The organism is Enterobacter sp. 61D5 (genome assembly GCF_034107965.1).
GTDB classification, from domain to species: Bacteria; Pseudomonadota; Gammaproteobacteria; order Enterobacterales; family Enterobacteriaceae; genus Enterobacter; species Enterobacter cloacae_M.
The window spans coordinates 84,394-103,273 of the sequence record NZ_JAWNFK010000027.1; the positions used below are offsets into that span (position 1 = coordinate 84,394).

Sequence of the window (18,880 nt, forward strand, 5' to 3'; positions counted from 1 at the left end):
ATCCCGAACCGTTGATTTCTGGATCCTCTTCACAATCACGGAAACCGGTTACAGTAACCGGTTGCAGAGCGTGATGCGTCGATTAATACTGAGTACGTAACGTCCCCTGTATCCAATAATAAGAGCACATTATGAAACCATTCCGTCTGAGCAGTACCGCTGGTACACAAGCCAGCAAGGTTGTGAAGCTGATTTATGGAACAACGTGCGGCGCAAATGCGCCCGTAACAAACGTCTGACAGGAGATCTGCCATGTCTGCCAACCATGCTGCATTTAACCTGATATTCCGTTTTGTTGAAAATTACGTCAGCCCGATTGCCGGGCGGATCTCTTCCCAGCGTCATGTTATGGCTATTCGTGATGGGTTTATCTCCGCGATGCCATTTATGATTGTGGGTTCATTTTTGTTAGTGTTCGCATACCCGCCATTTTCGCCGGATACCACCTGGGGTTTCGCCAGAGCCTGGCTGGATATGGCGAAGCAGTTTGAAGGCCAGATCCTGACGCCGTTTGATATGACGATGGGCATTATGTCCATTTATATTTGTGCGGCCATTGCGTATAACCTTGGCAAACACTATGTCAAATCACATCAGTTAGACCCGTTTATGTGCGCCATGCTGTCGCTGATGGCGTTTCTGCTGGTTGCGGCACCGAAAACCAAAGGCACGCTGCCCGTCGACAGCCTGGGTGGAACGGGCATTTTTACCGCGATTCTGGTGGCGATCTACTGCGTTGAGATGATGCGTTTCCTCAAGGCGCATAACATCGGTATTCGCCTGCCAGACCAGGTACCTCCGATGATCAAAAACTCTTTTGATCTGCTCATCCCGGTGCTGGTGGTGGTGTTGACGCTTTATCCTCTGAGCCTGCTCATTCAGTCTCAGTTCGGTATGCTGATCCCGCAGGCCATTATGTCGGTCTTTAAACCTCTGGTTTCCGCAGCGGATTCCCTGCCTGCGATCCTGCTGGCCGTGTTGATTGGCCATTTGCTGTGGTTCGCCGGGATCCACGGAGCCGCCATCGTCTCCGGGATGCTGCAGATGTTCTGGCTGACTAACCTGGGCGCTAACCAGACCGCGCTGGCCGCCAGCCAGCCTCTGCCGCATATTTTTATGGAGGCGTTCTGGACGTTCTTTATCGTGATTGGCGGGTCGGGCGCCACGATGGGGCTGGTGATTTGCTATCTGCGTAGCCGTTCAGCGCATTTACGCTCCATCGGGCGTTTGAGCGTGGTACCCAGCTTCTTTAACATCAACGAACCCGTCATTTTCGGTACGCCAATTGTGATGAACCCGGTGTTCTTTATTCCGTTCCTGCTGGCACCGATGGTAAATGCAGTGCTGGCCTGGGCGGCTATGACGTTTGACCTGATTGGCCGCGTCATCTCAGTGGTCCCCTGGACGGCACCGGCGCCAATAGGCGCAGCGTGGGCTCTGGGCTGGGATTTCCGCGCGGCTATTCTGGTTGTGGTTCTGGCCTGCGTATCGGCAATCATCTACTTCCCGTTCTTCAAAGTGTACGAGAAACAGCTGCTGGAGCAGGAAGCGGAAGAGGCACAGCGTAACGCGGAAGAGGACAATCAGCAGGTGGCTTAGGTAAAAGCAAAACGGCAACTCAGGTTGCCGTTTTTAGTGTTTGTTCCCTCTCTCTGCGGGAGAGGGGCAGGGTAAGGGCATCAGGCCGGGCAGACTACTTGAGCGTGCAATCCCCGCACTGCTTAACATCTGGCAGACGGTAGCGCTGGCAGCAGGTGCGGCGAACCAGAAGCCCATCACGGAGCACGACAGTTCGGAATAACGGGTTGTCGCGACCATCGGAAAGCTGTTTTGCAAAGAAACAGGACTGACGCAGGGCATCAACGTTCTCATCACCAAGCAGAGGCTTCATTTCCGTTAAATACCAGTGGATTAAATAGCCCGTATTGCTCCAGATAAGCTTCGCGTTAATCTCTCCCGTTGCTTCAAGCGCTTCCACCACCGGGATCAGGGCCTGGGTGATAAGCTGTTCCATGCGCTCCTGAGCCGTCAGGCGTTCAGCGTTCTGGTCTTCGTGCAGATCAATCCAGAAACAGGCCGCACGCCCGGTTTCGTGAAACTCGACGTGGAAATTATCCGGCGAGAGTTCCAGCATGCTCTTCTGGGTTAACAGCGCCAGCATGAGGGGAGGCACCATCAGCCCGATATACCACTGTGCCCAGAGAGAGAGCAGCGGTTTATTTTCCCGCGTAAGAGTGGGCTGATTGCGATAGATATGGTCGGAATAGGTGGCCAGAAGCGACTGCAGTTTTGTCGGTTTTCGCCACTCTGAGAGCGTCATGGCGTGGTTCGGGGGCGCTTCATCAAGCCGGATAAAGTCCAGCAGGTGGGCTCGCGTCTCCGCAATCTTATCCCGTATGGCATCCGCAAGCGAAACATTCCCGCTGGTGAGGGGCGCTCGCCAGAGGAGGGGGTCGACGATGTGTGCGGTATGCGTAGCCATAGTATAGATAGAAATCTAAATGATAATGATTGCCAATCCTAACTATTGCTCATACCAATGGCAAGACTTTTGTCCGGGTGACATCGCCGTGATGTTTATGCCGTCTGCAGCTCTTCGCTTAACAGAATGTTATTGCGCCCCATATGCTTTGCTTCGTAGAGGGCTTTGTCTGCTTTTTCCAGCGCACCTTCCACGTCTTCATCCTCGAAAATAGCAATACCAATGCTGATGGTGACGTTTGTCGCGACACTCTCGTTAAACAGATGTGGGATTTTCAAATCGTAGACTTTCTGACGGATCCGCTCTGCCGTCTGGCGGGCATGTTCGAGTGAAATATTGGTCAGCAGCACCATAAACTCTTCTCCGCCAAAACGCGCCACAATATCGCGAGAACGCACGGCGTCGCGGATTGCCGCAGAGACGCGCTTCAGCGCCTGGTCGCCCATCATATGGCCATAATGATCGTTATAGGCTTTAAAGTGGTCGATATCCATCAGCAGAACAAAGTGCTCGCCATTTTCTACCGTCGGAAGGTTCTCCAGACGGCTTTGCAGACCACGACGATTATAGAGGCCGGTAAGCGGGTCCATCATGCTGAGATCGGTAAGGGTTTCTCGCTCTTCCAACAGGCGTGAGAGCAATTCCTGAGCAAAACGATCGTTACGCGTTTGCAAAATGTTATGAATAGCAATTGCCACCACAGGAAGTGCGAAAGAATAGGTCATTCTCAGCCATATATCGTGATCGCTTAGCCACAGGCAGACAATAAAGGTGGGCAATGAGTGCAGCGTAAATGCTTTGATATTACTGGCGAATGCCAGCGTTCCGATAAAAAGTACCGTTAATAGGGCGATTAACAAATACGTCGCGTGGTCGTGGGTAATTAAGGCGAATTTAGACACAATTTGCCAGGCCCACAAAATACCGAAGATCCCTGAAACAACGGGAATATTTATCTTCCGCGCGCGCTTTCTCCAGTGCCAGACGAACAGGCCGGTGCTGATGGAGAAAATAGCAATAAGTGGGGCAGATAACAGGCGTACAGAATTGAGCGGATTTGTTACCGAGAACACTGCCGAGGTTGCGTTCAGAAATAAAAATAAACGTAACGACAATTGATATTTTCTGTGAACCAAAGACCGCCAGGATTGTGATGTCATAGTCGTGCGTTTTTATTAAAATTTAATTAAAACAAATAAGTAGGTGCCGTTTCGCAATAAAACATGCAAATAACTCAAAGAGTAATTATCAGAAAATCTTTAGATGTTGTTAACAGGTGGGCAATTTATCACCTTAGGCAATTCCTGTCATTACGGGAAAGGTAAAGGTCGATGGATTTTGATTCATTCAGCTGACAAATGATAATGTGTGTCATATGATATTGGTTATCATTATCGTTGTGAGAGGGCAGATCATGTTGAACAGGGCGCTTGGCAGTGGTTGGGGGGTATTGCTACCGGGAGCCATTCTCGGCGGGTTGATGTTTGCCGATCTCTCCCTTGATACCTGGAAAGCGATCATTGTGTCAGGCCTGTTAGTCACGTCTGGAATGATCTGGCATAAACAGCTGCGCCACTTTGTTTTACTGCCATCATGCGTAGCACTGGTCAGTGGAATTTTGGTGATACTGATGAGTTTGAAATAACAGGGAAAACAAGAGAAACTTCAGAAGGGATGTAAGATAATTGGTGCGAGGGGGGGGACTCGAACCCCCACATCCTAAGGACACTAACACCTGAAGCTAGCGCGTCTACCAATTCCGCCACCTTCGCACAGTCATCTTACTATTGTTGATATCGCCTCGTTGGTGCGAGGGGGGGGACTCGAACCCCCACATCCGTAAGGACACTAACACCTGAAGCTAGCGCGTCTACCAATTCCGCCACCTTCGCCCAGTGCGAGCAATATCATTGTGATTTATGGTGCGAGGGGGGGGACTCGAACCCCCACATCCGTAAGGACACTAACACCTGAAGCTAGCGCGTCTACCAATTCCGCCACCTTCGCATACCATCGATACTGTAAAAGTATCGTAACCACGGAGGCGCATTCTAGATGTTTTCAGCTTTACGTCAACAGAAAAGTGCGCGTGACGCCTTGATTGCTGCAAAAATGGCCGATGCAGGCGCCATGCGGAGCCGGATGGCGCTTGCGCTTATCCGGCCTGCTGGAGTGGAGATTACTTTTTGGCCTGGCGCGTCATGACGGTACGGTAGACCTTAAAGCGGCCGGTCTGCGCGATCACTTCGTGGAAGCCGAAGGTTTCGTCCAGCACTTTCGGGTACGCCAGGAAGGCGTTCGCGACAATACGCAGCTCGCCGCCGCTGTTAAGGTGACGGGTTGCGCCACGGATCAGCGTTTGCGCGGCTTCCAGACTGGTCTCCATACCGTCGTGGAACGGCGGGTTGGAGATAATCATGTCGAAGCGACCGGTGACGTCGGAGAAGACGTTGCTGGCAATCACCTCGCCTTCAATGCCGTTTGCGGCAAGCGTTGCGCGGCTGGCTTCTACCGCCGGGGCGCTCACGTCACACAGGGTTAAGCGGACTTTTGGTGAATGGCTGGCGAGCACGGTAGAGAGCACGCCCGCGCCGCAGCCCACGTCCAGCACTTTGCCTTTGGTGTGCGGCGTCAGGGTGGAGAGCAGCAGCTTGCTGCCCGTATCCAGCGCGTCACGGCTGAACACGCCCGGCAGGGTTTTGATGGTCAGGCCGTCAAGCTGGTACTCGTCCCAGTAAGCCTGTGGATCAAACGTTGTCTGTTTTTCCAGACGGCCATGGTACAGGCCACAGCGGCGGGCGCTGTCGACTTTGTTCAGCGGGGCGTAAGCTTCCAGCATCTGTTCTGCACTGCGCACGCCGCTGCGGTTCTCGCCCACCACGAAAATATCGCAGCCGACCGGCAGCAGGGAGAGCAGGTTCATCAGCTGGAACTGGGCTTCCGGTTTGTTCTTCGGCCAGTAGTAGATCAGCGTATCGCAGTCGGCAACATCGCTCTGCTCTGCCACCAGGCTAAAGCGCGCGCGCTCGCCCATCTGGCGGCTCAGCACCTGCCAGTGGTGGTAGTATTGGGTGTGGGCACGGCTTTCAGCACAGTCGAAACGCGCAGGCAGGTCATCCTGCATATCTCCGGCAAACAGAATACGGCTTTGTTCGAAATCATCACTGTGGCGCAGCAAGACTTCACTTGCCGGGGTAAATGCAGACATGAATTGTTCCTCAATAAACTCAGGCGGGGATTATAGTAGGTAGATGGCGCACTTTCGACACATTTGCTATATTTGCGCGCCTGAGAGACAGGAGTTTTCCCTATGACATCCCGACGAGACTGGCAGTTGCAGCAGCTGGGCATCACCCAGTGGGCCTTGCGTCGCCCGACGGCGTTGCAGGGCGAAATCGCCATTTCCATCCCTGCGCACGTTCGGCTGGTGATGGTGGCGGAAGAACTGCCTGCCCTGAATGAACCCCTTATCGGTGATGTCCTTCGCAGCCTGAAGCTGACGGCCGACGAGGTTTTACAGCTGACGCCAGAGCGTGTCACGATGCTTCCTCCCGAAAGCCGCTGTAACAGCTGGCGCATCGGGGAGGTAAACGACATGCCTCTCCAGGGGAGCCAGATCTGCTCGCCAGCGCTGGACGAACTGAAAGCCAACCCAAAAGCGCGCAGCGCGCTATGGCAACAAATCTGCGAATATGAACACGATTTCTTCCCTCACGACGCCTGACCTGACCACAGCGTTTGCGATTGAAACACGCGCCCACGCCTTTCCGTGGAGCGAAAAAACCTTCGCCAGCAATCAGGGCGAACGGTATCTGAACTACCGTCTGGACGTTGACGGCACCATGGCCGCCTTCGCGATCACGCAGGTTGTTCTTGATGAAGCGACGCTGTTTAATATTGCGGTTGATCCCGCGTTCCAGCGCCGTGGGCTAGGAAGAGAACTGCTCGAGCACCTCATCCGTGAGCTCGAAACCCGTAACGTTTTCACCCTGTGGCTGGAGGTGCGCGCGTCGAATGTCGCCGCCATCGCGCTCTATGAAAGCTTAGGCTTTAACGAGGCGACAGTCCGCCGTAACTACTACCCCACCGCAGAGGGACGTGAAGACGCCATCATAATGGCTCTGCCGATTGGATAACGAATATAAGGTTGTAACGATGAAATGGGACTGGATTTTCTTTGATGCCGACGAAACGCTGTTTACGTTTGACTCGTTCGGCGGCCTGCAGCGGATGTTTCTCGACTATAGCGTGACCTTCACCGCTGAAGATTTTCAGGACTATCAGGCGGTAAACAAGCCGCTGTGGGTGGATTACCAGAATGGTGCCATCACCGCGTTACAGCTTCAGCACCAGCGCTTTGACGTTTGGGCGGAACGCTTAAAGGTTAGTCCAGGGACGCTGAACGATGCGTTTCTGAACGCGATGGCCGATATCTGTGCGCCACTGCCGGGTGCGGTTTCCCTGCTGAATGCGTTGAAAGGCAAGGTGAAACTGGGGATCATCACCAATGGTTTCACCGCCCTGCAGCAGATCCGCCTCGAGCGCACCGGCCTGCGCGATCATTTCGACGCGCTGGTGATCTCGGAAGAGGTGGGCGTACCTAAACCGGATCCGCGTATTTTCGATTATGCACTGTCGCAGGCCGGGAATCCTGACCGCGATCGTGTACTGATGGTGGGAGACACGGCAGAGTCCGATATTCTGGGCGGTATGAATGCCGGTCTGTCGACCGTCTGGCTCAATGCGCATGGCCGCGTGAAGCCTGAAGGCATCGAGCCGACCTGGACCGTCACGTCGTTGAACGAACTGGAGCAACTCCTGTGTAAACAATGATTGCCTGCCCCCCATTGATGGGTAAAATAGCCGCAATTTTGTATTCCATGACGCGTGGCGTGCTGCCGCGCTTATAAAAGAAGATTTAATTATGACGTTGTCTCCTTATCTGCAAGAGGTGGCCAAGCGCCGTACTTTTGCCATTATCTCGCACCCGGATGCCGGTAAAACGACCATCACTGAGAAGGTGTTGCTGTTCGGACAGGCAATCCAGACTGCCGGTACCGTGAAGGGCCGAGGCTCCAGCCAGCACGCAAAATCTGACTGGATGGAGATGGAAAAGCAGCGTGGTATTTCGATTACCACCTCTGTGATGCAGTTCCCGTATCACGACTGCCTGGTGAACCTGCTGGACACCCCGGGCCACGAAGACTTCTCCGAAGATACCTACCGTACCCTGACGGCGGTGGACTGCTGTCTGATGGTGATTGACGCAGCGAAAGGTGTAGAAGACAGGACCCGTAAGCTGATGGAAGTCACCCGTCTGCGCGATACGCCGATCCTCACTTTTATGAACAAACTCGACCGTGACATCCGTGATCCGATGGAGCTGATGGATGAAGTGGAAAACGAGCTGAAGATCGCCTGTGCGCCCATCACCTGGCCAATTGGCTGCGGTAAGCTGTTCAAAGGGGTGTATCACCTCTATAAAGACGAAACCTACCTGTATCAGACCGGTAAAGGCCACACCATTCAGGAAGTTCGCGTGGTGAAAGGTCTGGATAACCCTGAGCTGGACGTGGCAGTCGGCGAAGAGCTGGCCGCGCAGCTGCGCGACGAGCTGGAGCTGGTCAAAGGTGCGTCTCACGAATTCGACAAAGAGCTGTTCCTGAGCGGTGAAATCACCCCGGTCTTCTTCGGTACCGCGCTGGGTAACTTCGGCGTTGACCATATGCTGGACGGTCTGGTGGAGTGGGCGCCGCGCCCGATGCCGCGTAACACCGACACCCGTGAAGTGGAAGCGCAGGAAGAGAAATTCACCGGCTTCGTGTTCAAAATTCAGGCCAACATGGACCCGAAACACCGCGACCGCGTGGCCTTTATGCGCGTGGTGTCTGGTAAGTATGAAAAGGGCATGAAGCTGCGCCAGGTGCGTACCGGTAAAGACGTGGTGATTTCCGACGCGTTGACCTTTATGGCGGGTGACCGTTCGCACGTTGAAGAGGCGTATCCGGGCGACATCATCGGTCTGCACAACCACGGCACTATTCAGATCGGCGATACCTTCACCCAGGGTGAAATGATGAAGTTCACCGGTATTCCGAACTTCGCACCGGAGCTGTTCCGTCGTATCCGTCTGCGCGATCCGCTGAAGCAGAAACAGCTGCTGAAAGGCCTGGTTCAGCTCTCCGAAGAGGGCGCCGTGCAGGTGTTCCGCCCAATCGCGAACAACGATCTGATCGTTGGTGCGGTCGGCGTGCTGCAGTTCGACGTGGTTGTCGCGCGTCTGAAGAGCGAGTACAACGTGGAAGCGATTTACGAGTCTGTGAACGTTGCGACCGCGCGCTGGGTTGAGTGTTCTGACGTGAAGAAATTCGAAGAATTTAAGCGTAAGAACGAAATTCAGCTGGCGCTGGATGGCGGCGATAACCTGACCTATATCGCGCCAACCATGGTGAACCTGAACCTGACGCAGGAACGTTACCCTGACGTTCAGTTCCGTAAAACCCGCGAGCACTAATCCCCTCTCAGAGCACGGCGGGAGCCGTGCTCTTCTTTAATTCCTGTCTTATTAATCCCTTGCGGAATGTTCTTAATTCAACGCAATTTCACGCTATTCGCGCGTTTTTTACCCAATTCTGAAAGCGGCTCTGTGAGAGTGTTCTATATTTAACTCAGTGTTTAACACCGGGCGTGGATAAATTAACTGTTCAATGCATGACTTTAGGTTATCCATTTTGCCCCCGTGTTTATTCGCAATATATAAAACTACTAAGGAAGTATGTAGCCCGAATAACGGGTAAACACAGGAATAGATCGATGAATATGACAAGACTGAAGATTTCGAAAACTCTGCTGGCTGTAACCCTGGGTAGCGTTCTGGTGAGCGGTTCCGCTCTGGCGGAAAGTACCACCATGGATAAAGCCCAGTCCACGGCCGATAGCGCAGGGCAAAAAATCGATAGCTCTATGAATAAAGTCGGCAACTTCATGGACGACAGCTCAATCACAGCAAAAGTGAAAGCCGCACTGGTGGATGATGAATCCATCAAAAGTACCGATATTTCCGTTAAGACCGACAAGAAAGTGGTCACGCTGAGCGGCTTCGTGGAAAGCCAGGCTCAGGCCGAACAGGCGGTGAAAGTCGCGAAGGGCGTTGAAGGCGTTGCGTCCGTCAGCGATAAGCTGCACGTACGTGACGGTAAAAACGCGTCGGTGAAAGGTTATGCCGGTGATGCCGCTACTACCAGCGAAATCAAAGCTAAACTTTTAGCAGATGACATCGTGCCGTCCCGTAAGGTGAAAGTGGAAACCACCGATGGTGTGGTTCAGCTTTCCGGTACGGTAGATTCGCAGGCGCAAAGTGAACGTGCCGAGTCCATCGCGAAAGCGATTGACGGTGTGAAAAGCGTTAAAAACGATCTGAAAACGAAGTAAATCTGGACCATTCGCCCGTCTGGCTAACACCTGCGGGCTAAATAAGAACGACTCTGGAAAAACGCCGGTGAGTGACCTGAGCGCTCACGTTTAGCGGCCGACATTAACTATGGTAAAGGAGAAGCTTATGTTTCGTTGGGGCATTATATTTCTGGTTATCGCGTTAATTGCCGCCGCATTGGGCTTTGGTGGACTGGCAGGTACAGCGGCATGGGCAGCTAAGATTGTGTTCGTTGTAGGTATTATTCTGTTCCTGGTCAGCCTGTTTACGGGTCGTAGACGTCCGTAGCAAACGCAATATTCCTTCAACAAAATAAAGCCAGTCACTGTGACTGGCTTTTTCTTATTTGCGTAACAGGTCGGGTGCGTTACTGTGGTGTTATAAAATAATCAAAAAACAGGAAAGCAGAGGTGGGGCAACGAATTCCCGTTACGCTCGGCAATATTGCGCCGCTGACGTTAAAGCCGTTTCGCGCAGGACAACTCGCGCTGGTCTGCGAAGGTGGAGGACAGCGCGGCATTTTCACCGCCGGCGTGCTGGATGAATTTATGCGCGCGCAGTTCAACCCGTTTGACCTTTACTTCGGCACCTCTGCCGGGGCGCAGAACCTCTCTGCCTATGTCTGTAACCAGCCTGGCTATGCGCGAAAGGTCATCATGCGCTACACCACGGCAAAAGAATTTTTTAATCCGGTGCGCTTTGTGCGCGGCGGCAACCTGATCGATCTCGACTGGCTGCTGGAGTCGACCTCCAGCCAGATGCCGCTGGCCATGGATACCGCTGCCCGTCTGTTTGATAGCGGCAAAGAGTTCTGGATGTGCGCCAGCCGGGGCGATGACTATTCGCCGGGCTATTTTTCTCCGCAGAAGGAGAACTGGCTGGACATCATCCGCGCCTCCAGCGCGATCCCCGGCTTTTATCGTACCGGTGCCCTTCTGGACGGCATTAGCTATCTGGACGGTGGGATCAGTGACGCGGTGCCGGTGCAGGAAGCCGCCCGGCGCGGGGCGAAAACCATTGTGGTGATCCGTACCGTTCCGTCGCAAATGTATTACACGCCGCAGTGGTTCAAACGGATGGAGCGCTGGTTGGGCGACAGCAGCCTGCAGCCGCTGGTGAACATCGCGAAGCAGCATGAAACCACATACGGCGCGATGCAGCGCTTCATTGAAAAACCGCCGGGTAAGCTGCGTATTTTTGAAATCTATCCGCCTAAGCCGCTGCTGAGCATGGCCCTGGGCAGCCGCGTCCCTGCGCTGCGCATGGATTACAAAACGGGGCGGCTGTGCGGGCGTTACTTCCTGGCGACGGTGGGGAAAATGCTGGTGGAGCAACCGCCGCTTCATCGCCATAAACGCATTATTTTGCCGCCTGCGATTGTCGCCAACGACGCCCTGACGACTCCGCTGATGGATATTCCGCAGGCGAATGACGCTTTACTGGATAACGAGGATCTGGCGTGACGCTCCGCTTTGTCGATACCCACTGCCACTTTGATTTCCCGCCGTTTACGGGGGATGAAGAGCAAAGCATTGCGAAAGCGGCTGAGGCAGGCGTTCAGGCCATCATTGTGCCGGCAGTCGAAGCGGCCTATTTTTCCCGGGTGCTGGATCTTTCCGCGCGGCACCCCGCGCTCTATGCCGCGCTCGGTCTGCATCCGATTGTGATTGAGCGGCATCTTGATGAGCACATTGAGAGGCTTGATGAGGCCGTGCAAACCGCAGGAGACAAACTTGTCGCCATCGGTGAGATCGGCCTCGATCTTTATCGCGAGGATCCGCAGTTTGAGCGCCAGCAGACGATCCTCGACGCGCAGCTCAGGCTGGCGAAGCGCCAAGATCTGCCAGTGATCCTCCACTCAAGACGCACGCACGATAAGCTGGCGATGCACCTGAAACGCATCGATCTGCCGCGCAGGGGCGTCGTGCACGGTTTCTCCGGCAGCCTGCAGCAGGCGCAGCGTTTTATTGAACTGGGCTATAAAATCGGCGTCGGTGGCACCATCACCTATCCGCGCGCCAGTAAAACCCGGGACGTGATGGCACAGCTGCCGCTGTCGGCGCTTCTGCTGGAAACCGACGCGCCGGATATGCCGCTGAATGGTTTTCAGGGCCAGCCGAATCGCCCGGAACAGGCGGCGCGCGTGTTTACCACCCTGTGTGAACTGCGAAAAGAGCCTGAAGAGGTGATTGCCGATGCGCTGCTGGAAAATACCCGTTCGGTATTTGGCATCACGCTATAGGTAACGCGCCGGACGGATCACCGTTATCTTCTGTTTTTCCAGAGCCAGTGCCAGCGGTTCAACGTCCTCGGGCGTGGCGCTGCGCCATGAGGCCGCCTCACCGTAAACGCCATGCGCATGAAACGCGTTGATGCGCACCGGCACATTTCCAAGCCCGTGGATAAAGGTCGTTAGCGCTTTGAGATGTTCCAGATAATCACACTGCTCCGGAATAACCAGCAGGCGGAGTTCCGTCAAACGGTGACGATCTGCCAGCCAGCGGATGCTCTGCTTAATCTGCGGGTTTTCGCGCCCGGTCAGGAAGCGGTGATGCTCGTTCCCCCACGCCTTCAGATCCAGCATCGCGCCATCCAGTACCGGCAGCAGCTTTTGCCAGCCGGTTTCGCTTAACAGACCGTTGCTGTCTACCAGGCAGGTGAGGTGGCGCAGGGCGGGATCGGCTTTGATCGCGGTGAACAGGGCGATCAAAAACGGCAATTGCGTTGTGGCTTCACCACCGCTCACGGTGATCCCTTCGATAAAGGGGGCGGATTTGCGGACCTGGGTGAGGATCTCTTCCACGCTGAAGCGGTGCGCCATAGGCGTTGCCTGCTGCTGGCACAGGTGCAGGCAGGTGTCGCACTGCTGGCAGTCACTCTCCTGCCACCAGACGCGTCCGGCCTGAATGGTCAGCGCGTCGTGCGGGCAGTGGGGCACACAGTCCCCGCAGTCGTTGCAGCGGCCGATCGTCCACGGGTTGTGGCAGGTTTTGCAGCGCAGGTTGCAGCCCTGCAGGAACAGCGCCAGGCGGCTGCCCGGCCCGTCCACGCAGGAAAAAGGAATAACCTGACTAACTAAAGCGCATCTGCTGTTCATGGCTAACCACGCGCGGCTGTCGTTCCAGAATACGGGTATTGCGTGCGGCTTCTTCCCCCAGCCATGTAGTGTTGGTTCTTGACCCCGCGTCCCGGTATTTCTCCAGATCCGATAGCCGCACCATATACCCGGTGACGCGCACCAGATCGTTACCCGCTACGTTGGCGGTAAACTCGCGCATACCCGCCCTGAACGCGCCCAGGCACAGCTGGACCACAGCCTGCGGGTTGCGTTTAATCGTCTCATCCAGCGTTAAAATATCGCTTATCCCGGAAGCGTAGTGCTTGTGATGGGGGGCCACTGCCAGCAGATGGCTGATGGGATCCGGCTCGTCGCCGTAGGGCAGGCGCGCGCCCGGCGTGATGCCCGAGTCGGAGCTGATCCCCGACTGCGCATGAAGCATCGCGCGTTGCTTCCAGCCGTGTTTCACCGGCGTGTTTTCAACAAATGCTGCAAGCTGTTCGCTGATGCGATAGCCCAGCGCGTTGGCCTGTTCGTCTTTTCCGTAACGGCCTTCAATGCCCTCCTTTTCACAGAGCGTATTCACCGCTTCCGCCAGGCCGTACATGCCAAACATGGGCACAAACCGATCGGCATCAATCAGCCCCTCTTTTACCAGGAAGCTATTCTCAAAGAAGCCCGATTGTTGATACAGGAAATCGCAGCGGGCATCGATGATGGCCATTTGCTGCTGGCAGTAGTGCGGGAGCGTGCGTGTGAAGAAGTCTTCGATGGATGTGCTGTATTCAGCAATGGCTTTGAGGTTAAGGCGCACCAGGGTGCTGCCACCGCCTGCAAGCGGCAGGGAGTTGTAACAGCTCACCACGCCGTAACGGCCTTTTGTGAAAATTTTATCATTCATCGGGCCATTAGAAATGTGCGGTTTGCTGCATTCACATATGTTTTTTGCCACCTCAAGCAGCAGGTCGTCTGGGGTGATATCTGGATCGTAGATAAAGGTCAGGTTAGGTGCGACCTGCTTCAGCTCTGCGTCGGCACGCAGAATAGCACGGGTGATGGGGCCGTCAGCAGGCCCGATGTTTGCGTGCATAAACGCGTCGGGCAGCGTACGGTCAAGATAGCGCCAGAAACGTTTTATTCGGCTATCGATCTCTTCTTGTGTTAGAATTCTAACATATGGCGTTAATATCGCATCAAGCTGACCGAGATACACCGGCATCGATGTGACGGACGGAACATGATGGTACAGAATGGTTAACAGCGAGAGGGCATCATCCAGATCTTTAGCCCCTTCCAGCTCCAGCCATTCTGAACCGTTAGCGAGAAATTTTGCGTAATCCGGCAGAACGTAACGGGGTTTGTAGGGCGCATGGCCTTCGAACATGTCGCAGATAAAACCTTCGTCCAGCGCGGCTCGTGCGGCCTCAGGAAGTGCCGGATAAGGCAGGTTGTTTTCCGCTTCCAGCGCCAGAAAATGACGTTTTTGTTCCGGGGTTAACGCCGGGCTTGTCACAATCTGCTGGCAACGTTGTTGCAGGGCGTCGGGGCTGGAGTGAGGCATAGTCGCTTCCTTGAGTGTTCTGCGGATGATGAACGGATTGTAGGAAGCCTGCCTGTCGGGGCTTTTGATCCGACAAGGGGTATCGCTGCTTTAGTCGGCAATTTACGCGCTAAAGTTTGAAGAAGATCTCATTACAGTAATGCAAATTTGTATGCAGTTTTCATTAACTGTGATGAATGTCGAAGTGTGGATGCGGGTGAATGTTAGAATACTCACAGACCCGCAAGGTAAAATTTATACGGCACTGCCGTTGGAGAATGTTATGACCGATTTAACTGCAAGCAGCCTGCGCGCGTTGAAACTGATGGACCTGACCACCCTGAACGATGACGACACCAATGAAAAAGTCATCGCCCTGTGCCATCAGGCGAAAACGCCGGTGGGTAACACCGCAGCCATCTGTATCTACCCGCGCTTTATCCCGATTGCCCGTAAGACGCTGAAAGAGCAGGGTACGCCGGACGTGCGCATTGCAACCGTAACTAACTTCCCGCATGGCAACGACGATATCGAGATCGCGCTGGCAGAAACCCGCGCGGCGATTGCTTACGGCGCAGACGAAGTTGACGTGGTGTTCCCGTACCGCGCGCTGATCGCCGGCAACGAGCAGGTCGGTTTTGATCTGGTGAAAGCCTGTAAAGACGCGTGCGCGGCGGCAAACGTGCTGCTGAAAGTGATCATCGAAACCGGCGAGCTGAAAGAAGAGGCGCTGATTCGTAAGGCATCTGAAATCTCCATCAAAGCCGGTGCGGATTTCATTAAAACCTCTACCGGTAAAGTGCCGGTGAATGCGACCCCGGAAAGCGCGCGCATCATGATGGAAGTGATCCGCGACATGGGCGTATCTAAAACCGTTGGTTTCAAACCTGCGGGTGGCGTGCGTACCGCCGAAGACGCGCAGCAGTTCCTGGCGATTGCCGACGAGCTGTTTGGCGCCGACTGGGCCGATTCCCGTCACTACCGCTTCGGTGCGTCCAGCCTGCTGGCCAGCCTCCTGAAAGCGCTGGGTCACGGCGACGGTAAGAGCGCAAGCAGCTACTGATTGCCAGACAATGCCGGATGACGCTTCGCTCATCCGGTCGACAGGATCGTAGGGCGGGTAAGCGTAGCGCCACCCGCCACAACTCCCCCGATTCCGCATGGAGGTTACCGTGTTTCTCGCACAAGAAATTATTCGTAAAAAACGTGATGGTCATGCATTAAGCGATGAAGAGATCCGTTTCTTCATCAACGGCATTCGTGATAACACCGTCTCAGAAGGGCAGATTGCGGCTCTGGCGATGACCATTTTCTTCCACGATATGTCGATGCCTGAGCGCGTGTCGCTGACCATGGCGATGCGAGATTCAGGAACCGTTCTGGACTGGAAAAGCCTCAACCTTAACGGCCCGATCGTGGATAAACACTCCACCGGCGGCGTGGGCGACGTGACGTCTCTGATGCTCGGCCCAATGGTGGCAGCCTGCGGCGGTTACATCCCGATGATCTCCGGGCGCGGCCTGGGCCACACCGGCGGTACGCTCGACAAACTGGAAGCCATTCCGGGCTTCGATATCTTCCCGGACGACAACCGCTTCCGCGACATTATTAAAGACGTTGGTGTGGCGATTATCGGCCAGACCAGCTCTCTTGCTCCGGCAGACAAGCGTTTCTACGCGACCCGCGACATCACCGCGACCGTTGACTCCATCCCGCTGATCACCGCCTCTATCCTGGCGAAGAAACTGGCGGAAGGGCTGGACGCGCTGGTGATGGACGTAAAAGTGGGTAGCGGCGCGTTTATGCCGACCTATGAACTTTCTGCTGCGCTGGCCGAAGCGATCGTTGGCGTTTCCAACGGCGCGGGCGTGCGCACCACCGCGCTGCTCACCGACATGAACCAGGTGCTGGCGTCCAGCGCCGGTAACGCCGTCGAAGTGCGCGAAGCGGTGCAGTTCCTGACCGGTGAATACCGTAACCCACGCCTGTTTGACGTCACCATGGCGCTGTGCGTTGAGATGTTAATCTCCGGCAGGCTGGCCAAAGACGACGCAGAAGCGCGCGCGAAGCTTCAGGCGGTGCTGGATAATGGCAAAGCGGCGGACATCTTCGGCCGTATGGTCGCGGCGCAGAAAGGTCCGACCGATTTCGTCGAAAACTACGCGAAATACCTGCCAACCGCGACGCTCAGCAAAGCGGTGTATGCCGATAGCGAAGGGTTTGTCTCTGCAATGGACACCCGTGCGCTGGGTATGGCGGTGGTCTCGATGGGCGGCGGCCGCCGTCAGGCCTCCGACACCATTGATTACAGCGTCGGCTTTACCGATATGGCCCGTCTGGGCGACAGCGTTGACGGTCAACGTCCGCTGGCGGTGATCCACGCGAAAGACGAAGCCAGCTGGCAGGAAGCGGCAAAAGCGGTGAAAGCGGCTATTACGCTTGACGATAAAGCGCCGGAAACCACACCGACTGTCTATCGTCGTATCACCGAATAGCGGTATACTGATCTGATCAATCATTTTTAAGCACTACGTACGGAGAACAATTATGAAACGTGCATTTATTATGGTGCTGGACTCATTCGGCATCGGCGCAACCGAAGATGCAGAACGTTTTGGTGACGTGGGTTCCGATACCATGGGCCACATCGCGGAAGCCTGTGCAAAAGGCGAAGCGGACAACGGTCGTAAAGGCCCTCTGACTCTACCTAACCTGACCCGCCTCGGTCTGGTGAAAGCGCATGAAGGTTCTACCGGTAAAATCGCTGCCGGTATGGACGGCAACGCGGAAGTCGTGGGCGCCTACGCCTGGGCTCACGAGCTCTCCTCCGGTAAAGACACCCCGTCTGGCCACTGGGAAATCGCCGGTGTGCCGGTGTTGTTCGACTGGGGTTACTTCTCCGATCACGAGAACAGCTTCCCGCAGGAGCTGCTCGATAAGCTGGTGAAGCGCGCCAACCTGCCGGGCTACCTCGGTAACTGCCACTCTTCCGGTACCGTGATTCTGGATCAGCTCGGCGAAGAGCACATGAAAACCGGCAAGCCGATTTTCTACACCTCTGCTGACTCCGTGTTCCAGATTGCCTGCCACGAAGAGACCTACGGCCTGGATAAACTCTACGAGCTGTGCGAAATCGCCCGTGAAGAGCTGACCGAAGGCGGCTACAACATTGGCCGCGTGATCGCGCGTCCGTTTGTGGGCGACAAAGCGGGTAACTTCCAGCGTACCGGTAACCGTCATGACCTGGCCGTTGAGCCACCGGCGCCAACCGTGCTGCAGAAGCTGGTTGAAGAGAAAGACGGTCACGTGGTTTCCGTGGGTAAAATCGCAGATATCTACGCCAACTGCGGCATCACCAAAAAAGTGAAAGCCACCGGTCTGGACGCGCTGTTTGATGCCACCATCAAAGAGATGAAAGAAGCGGGCGACAAGACTATCGTCTTTACCAACTTCGTGGACTTCGACTCCTCCTGGGGCCACCGTCGCGACGTCGCAGGCTATGCAGCAGGTCTTGAGCTGTTCGACCGCCGTCTGCCGGAGCTGATGGAGCTGGTGGGTGAAGATGACATTCTGATCCTGACCGCGGACCACGGCTGTGACCCAACCTGGACCGGTACCGACCACACCCGTGAGCACATCCCGGTGCTGGTGTACGGCCCGAAAGTGAAGCCGGGCTCGCTCGGTCACCGTGAAACCTTCGCGGACATTGGCCAGACCCTGGCGAAATACTTTGGTACGTCTGACATGGAATATGGCAAGGCCATGTTCTGAATCATGTTGGGTGAGGTCTGATGGCCTCACCCCCGGCCCTCTCCCACAGGGAGAGGGTGAAAAGAATAAACAATGTAAAAGGAACTGAAGATGGCAACTCCTCACATTAACGCAGAAATGGGTGATTTCGCTGACGTCGTATTGATGCCGGGCGACCCGCTGCGCGCGAAGCACATTGCAGAAACTTTCCTGGAAGACGTGCGTGAAGTGAACAACGTTCGCGGCATGCTGGGCTTCACCGGTACCTATAAAGGCCGCAAAATCTCCGTTATGGGCCACGGTATGGGTATCCCATCCTGCTCTATCTACACCAAAGAGCTGATCACCGACTTCGGCGTGAAGAAAATCATCCGCGTTGGCTCCTGCGGCGCGGTGCGCATGGACGTTAAGCTGCGCGACATCGTTATCGGTATGGGTGCCTGCACCGATTCCAAAGTTAACCGCATGCGTTTCAAAGACCATGACTTCGCGGCGATTGCTGACTTCGGTATGGTGCGCGACGCGGTTGACGCGGCAAAAGCGCTGGGCGTTGAAGCGCGCGTGGGTAACATCTTCTCTGCTGACCTGTTCTATGCCCCGGACGGCGGCGAGATGTTC

Annotated in this window: 18 protein-coding genes, 3 tRNA genes and 1 pseudogene; 14 read left to right on the plus strand and 8 right to left on the minus strand. The window is 55.2% G+C overall.

Annotated elements, in window-relative coordinates; translation table 11 throughout:
• The first annotated feature begins 252 nt into the window (after window positions 1-252).
• Window positions 253-1,599, plus strand: coding sequence for a PTS sugar transporter subunit IIC (locus UTM25_RS21610; protein ID WP_023310306.1), 1,347 nt, complete (start codon window positions 253-255; stop codon window positions 1,597-1,599).
• Between the two features lie 94 nt (window positions 1,600-1,693).
• On the opposite strand, the gene fhuF is transcribed toward UTM25_RS21610, so the two are convergent.
• Together fhuF and UTM25_RS21620 are read right to left on the minus strand one after the other, a co-directional pair.
• Window positions 1,694-2,482 (minus strand): siderophore-iron reductase FhuF, encoded by a 789-nt coding sequence (gene fhuF / locus UTM25_RS21615; RefSeq protein ID WP_194400835.1) that lies wholly within the window; start codon window positions 2,480-2,482, stop codon window positions 1,694-1,696.
• 95 nt (window positions 2,483-2,577) lie between these two features.
• Window positions 2,578-3,642 carry a GGDEF domain-containing protein gene (locus UTM25_RS21620; protein ID WP_029740020.1) on the minus strand — a complete coding sequence of 355 codons (1,065 nt, stop codon included), beginning with the start codon at window positions 3,640-3,642 and terminating at the stop codon, window positions 2,578-2,580.
• Between the two features lie 215 nt (window positions 3,643-3,857).
• On the opposite strand from UTM25_RS21620, the gene UTM25_RS21625 reads away from it, so the two are divergent.
• The gene (locus tag UTM25_RS21625) at window positions 3,858-4,127 is read left to right on the plus strand and encodes a DUF1435 domain-containing protein (protein ID WP_032660829.1); all 270 of its coding nucleotides are present in this window, start codon (window positions 3,858-3,860) and stop codon (window positions 4,125-4,127) included.
• 41 nt (window positions 4,128-4,168) lie between these two features.
• Here the strand turns inward: UTM25_RS21625 and UTM25_RS21630 are convergent.
• From UTM25_RS21630 to rsmC, 4 genes are all read right to left on the minus strand, one after another.
• A tRNA-Leu gene (locus tag UTM25_RS21630) sits at window positions 4,169-4,254 on the minus strand.
• A gap of 33 nt (window positions 4,255-4,287) precedes the next feature.
• Window positions 4,288-4,374, minus strand: a tRNA-Leu gene (locus tag UTM25_RS21635).
• Window positions 4,375-4,402: 28 nt separating this feature from the next.
• Window positions 4,403-4,489: transfer RNA gene (locus tag UTM25_RS21640), tRNA-Leu, on the minus strand.
• A 172-nt stretch (window positions 4,490-4,661) separates the two neighbouring features.
• Window positions 4,662-5,690 (minus strand): 16S rRNA (guanine(1207)-N(2))-methyltransferase RsmC, encoded by a 1,029-nt coding sequence (gene rsmC / locus UTM25_RS21645; protein WP_194400833.1) that lies wholly within the window; start codon window positions 5,688-5,690, stop codon window positions 4,662-4,664.
• A gap of 102 nt (window positions 5,691-5,792) precedes the next feature.
• Between rsmC and UTM25_RS21650 the strand changes: the two genes are divergently transcribed.
• The 8 genes from UTM25_RS21650 to UTM25_RS21685 all read left to right on the plus strand — a co-directional run bounded on the left by UTM25_RS21650 (window position 5,793) and on the right by UTM25_RS21685 (window position 12,156).
• The gene (locus UTM25_RS21650) at window positions 5,793-6,206 is read left to right on the plus strand and encodes a DNA polymerase III subunit psi (RefSeq protein WP_194400830.1); all 414 of its coding nucleotides are present in this window, start codon (window positions 5,793-5,795) and stop codon (window positions 6,204-6,206) included.
• Window positions 6,175-6,618, plus strand: a complete 444-nt coding sequence (gene rimI, locus UTM25_RS21655; RefSeq protein ID WP_194400828.1) for a ribosomal protein S18-alanine N-acetyltransferase — start codon at window positions 6,175-6,177, stop codon at window positions 6,616-6,618. The genes UTM25_RS21650 and rimI overlap by 32 nt, the downstream gene beginning before the upstream one ends.
• Before the next feature lie 19 nt (window positions 6,619-6,637).
• Window positions 6,638-7,315: a pyrimidine 5'-nucleotidase gene (yjjG, locus tag UTM25_RS21660; protein WP_168980448.1), complete on the plus strand. Its 678-nt coding sequence runs from the start codon at window positions 6,638-6,640 to the stop codon at window positions 7,313-7,315.
• 91 nt (window positions 7,316-7,406) lie between these two features.
• On the plus strand, window positions 7,407-8,996 hold the full coding sequence (prfC, locus tag UTM25_RS21665; protein ID WP_047173724.1) for a peptide chain release factor 3: 1,590 nt from the start codon (window positions 7,407-7,409) through the stop codon (window positions 8,994-8,996).
• A gap of 299 nt (window positions 8,997-9,295) precedes the next feature.
• Entirely contained in the window at window positions 9,296-9,913 is a 618-nt protein-coding gene (gene osmY, locus UTM25_RS21670; protein ID WP_194400826.1) for a molecular chaperone OsmY, read from the plus strand.
• A gap of 127 nt (window positions 9,914-10,040) precedes the next feature.
• Window positions 10,041-10,202, plus strand: coding sequence for a DUF1328 domain-containing protein (locus UTM25_RS21675; protein WP_003856556.1), 162 nt, complete (start codon window positions 10,041-10,043; stop codon window positions 10,200-10,202).
• Window positions 10,203-10,324: 122 nt separating this feature from the next.
• Complete coding sequence (locus UTM25_RS21680; protein WP_194400824.1) at window positions 10,325-11,377, plus strand: patatin-like phospholipase family protein; 1,053 nt, start codon at window positions 10,325-10,327, stop codon at window positions 11,375-11,377.
• On the plus strand, window positions 11,374-12,156 hold the full coding sequence (locus tag UTM25_RS21685; RefSeq protein ID WP_194400822.1) for a TatD family hydrolase: 783 nt from the start codon (window positions 11,374-11,376) through the stop codon (window positions 12,154-12,156). The genes UTM25_RS21680 and UTM25_RS21685 overlap by 4 nt, the downstream gene beginning before the upstream one ends.
• Here the strand turns inward: UTM25_RS21685 and UTM25_RS21690 are convergent.
• Both UTM25_RS21690 and UTM25_RS21695 read right to left on the minus strand, forming a co-directional pair.
• Window positions 12,151-13,011, minus strand: coding sequence for a YjjW family glycine radical enzyme activase (locus tag UTM25_RS21690; RefSeq protein WP_194400820.1), 861 nt, complete (start codon window positions 13,009-13,011; stop codon window positions 12,151-12,153). The genes UTM25_RS21685 and UTM25_RS21690 overlap by 6 nt on opposite strands.
• Window positions 12,986-14,533, minus strand: coding sequence for a YjjI family glycine radical enzyme (locus UTM25_RS21695; RefSeq protein WP_194400818.1), 1,548 nt, complete (start codon window positions 14,531-14,533; stop codon window positions 12,986-12,988). The genes UTM25_RS21690 and UTM25_RS21695 overlap by 26 nt, the downstream gene beginning before the upstream one ends.
• A gap of 262 nt (window positions 14,534-14,795) precedes the next feature.
• Between UTM25_RS21695 and deoC the strand changes: the two genes are divergently transcribed.
• The 4 genes and pseudogenes from deoC to deoD all read left to right on the plus strand — a co-directional run.
• Window positions 14,796-15,575, plus strand: coding sequence for a deoxyribose-phosphate aldolase (gene deoC, locus UTM25_RS21700; RefSeq protein ID WP_023310320.1), 780 nt, complete (start codon window positions 14,796-14,798; stop codon window positions 15,573-15,575).
• A 109-nt stretch (window positions 15,576-15,684) separates the two neighbouring features.
• Window positions 15,685-17,007 carry a thymidine phosphorylase gene (gene deoA / locus UTM25_RS21705; protein ID WP_194400816.1) on the plus strand — a complete coding sequence of 441 codons (1,323 nt, stop codon included), beginning with the start codon at window positions 15,685-15,687 and terminating at the stop codon, window positions 17,005-17,007.
• A 52-nt stretch (window positions 17,008-17,059) separates the two neighbouring features.
• The gene (deoB, locus tag UTM25_RS21710) at window positions 17,060-18,283 is read left to right on the plus strand and encodes a phosphopentomutase (RefSeq protein ID WP_047060214.1); all 1,224 of its coding nucleotides are present in this window, start codon (window positions 17,060-17,062) and stop codon (window positions 18,281-18,283) included.
• 90 nt (window positions 18,284-18,373) lie between these two features.
• Window positions 18,374-18,880 (plus strand): annotated as a pseudogene (gene deoD, locus UTM25_RS21715) (purine-nucleoside phosphorylase); the annotation flags it as partial.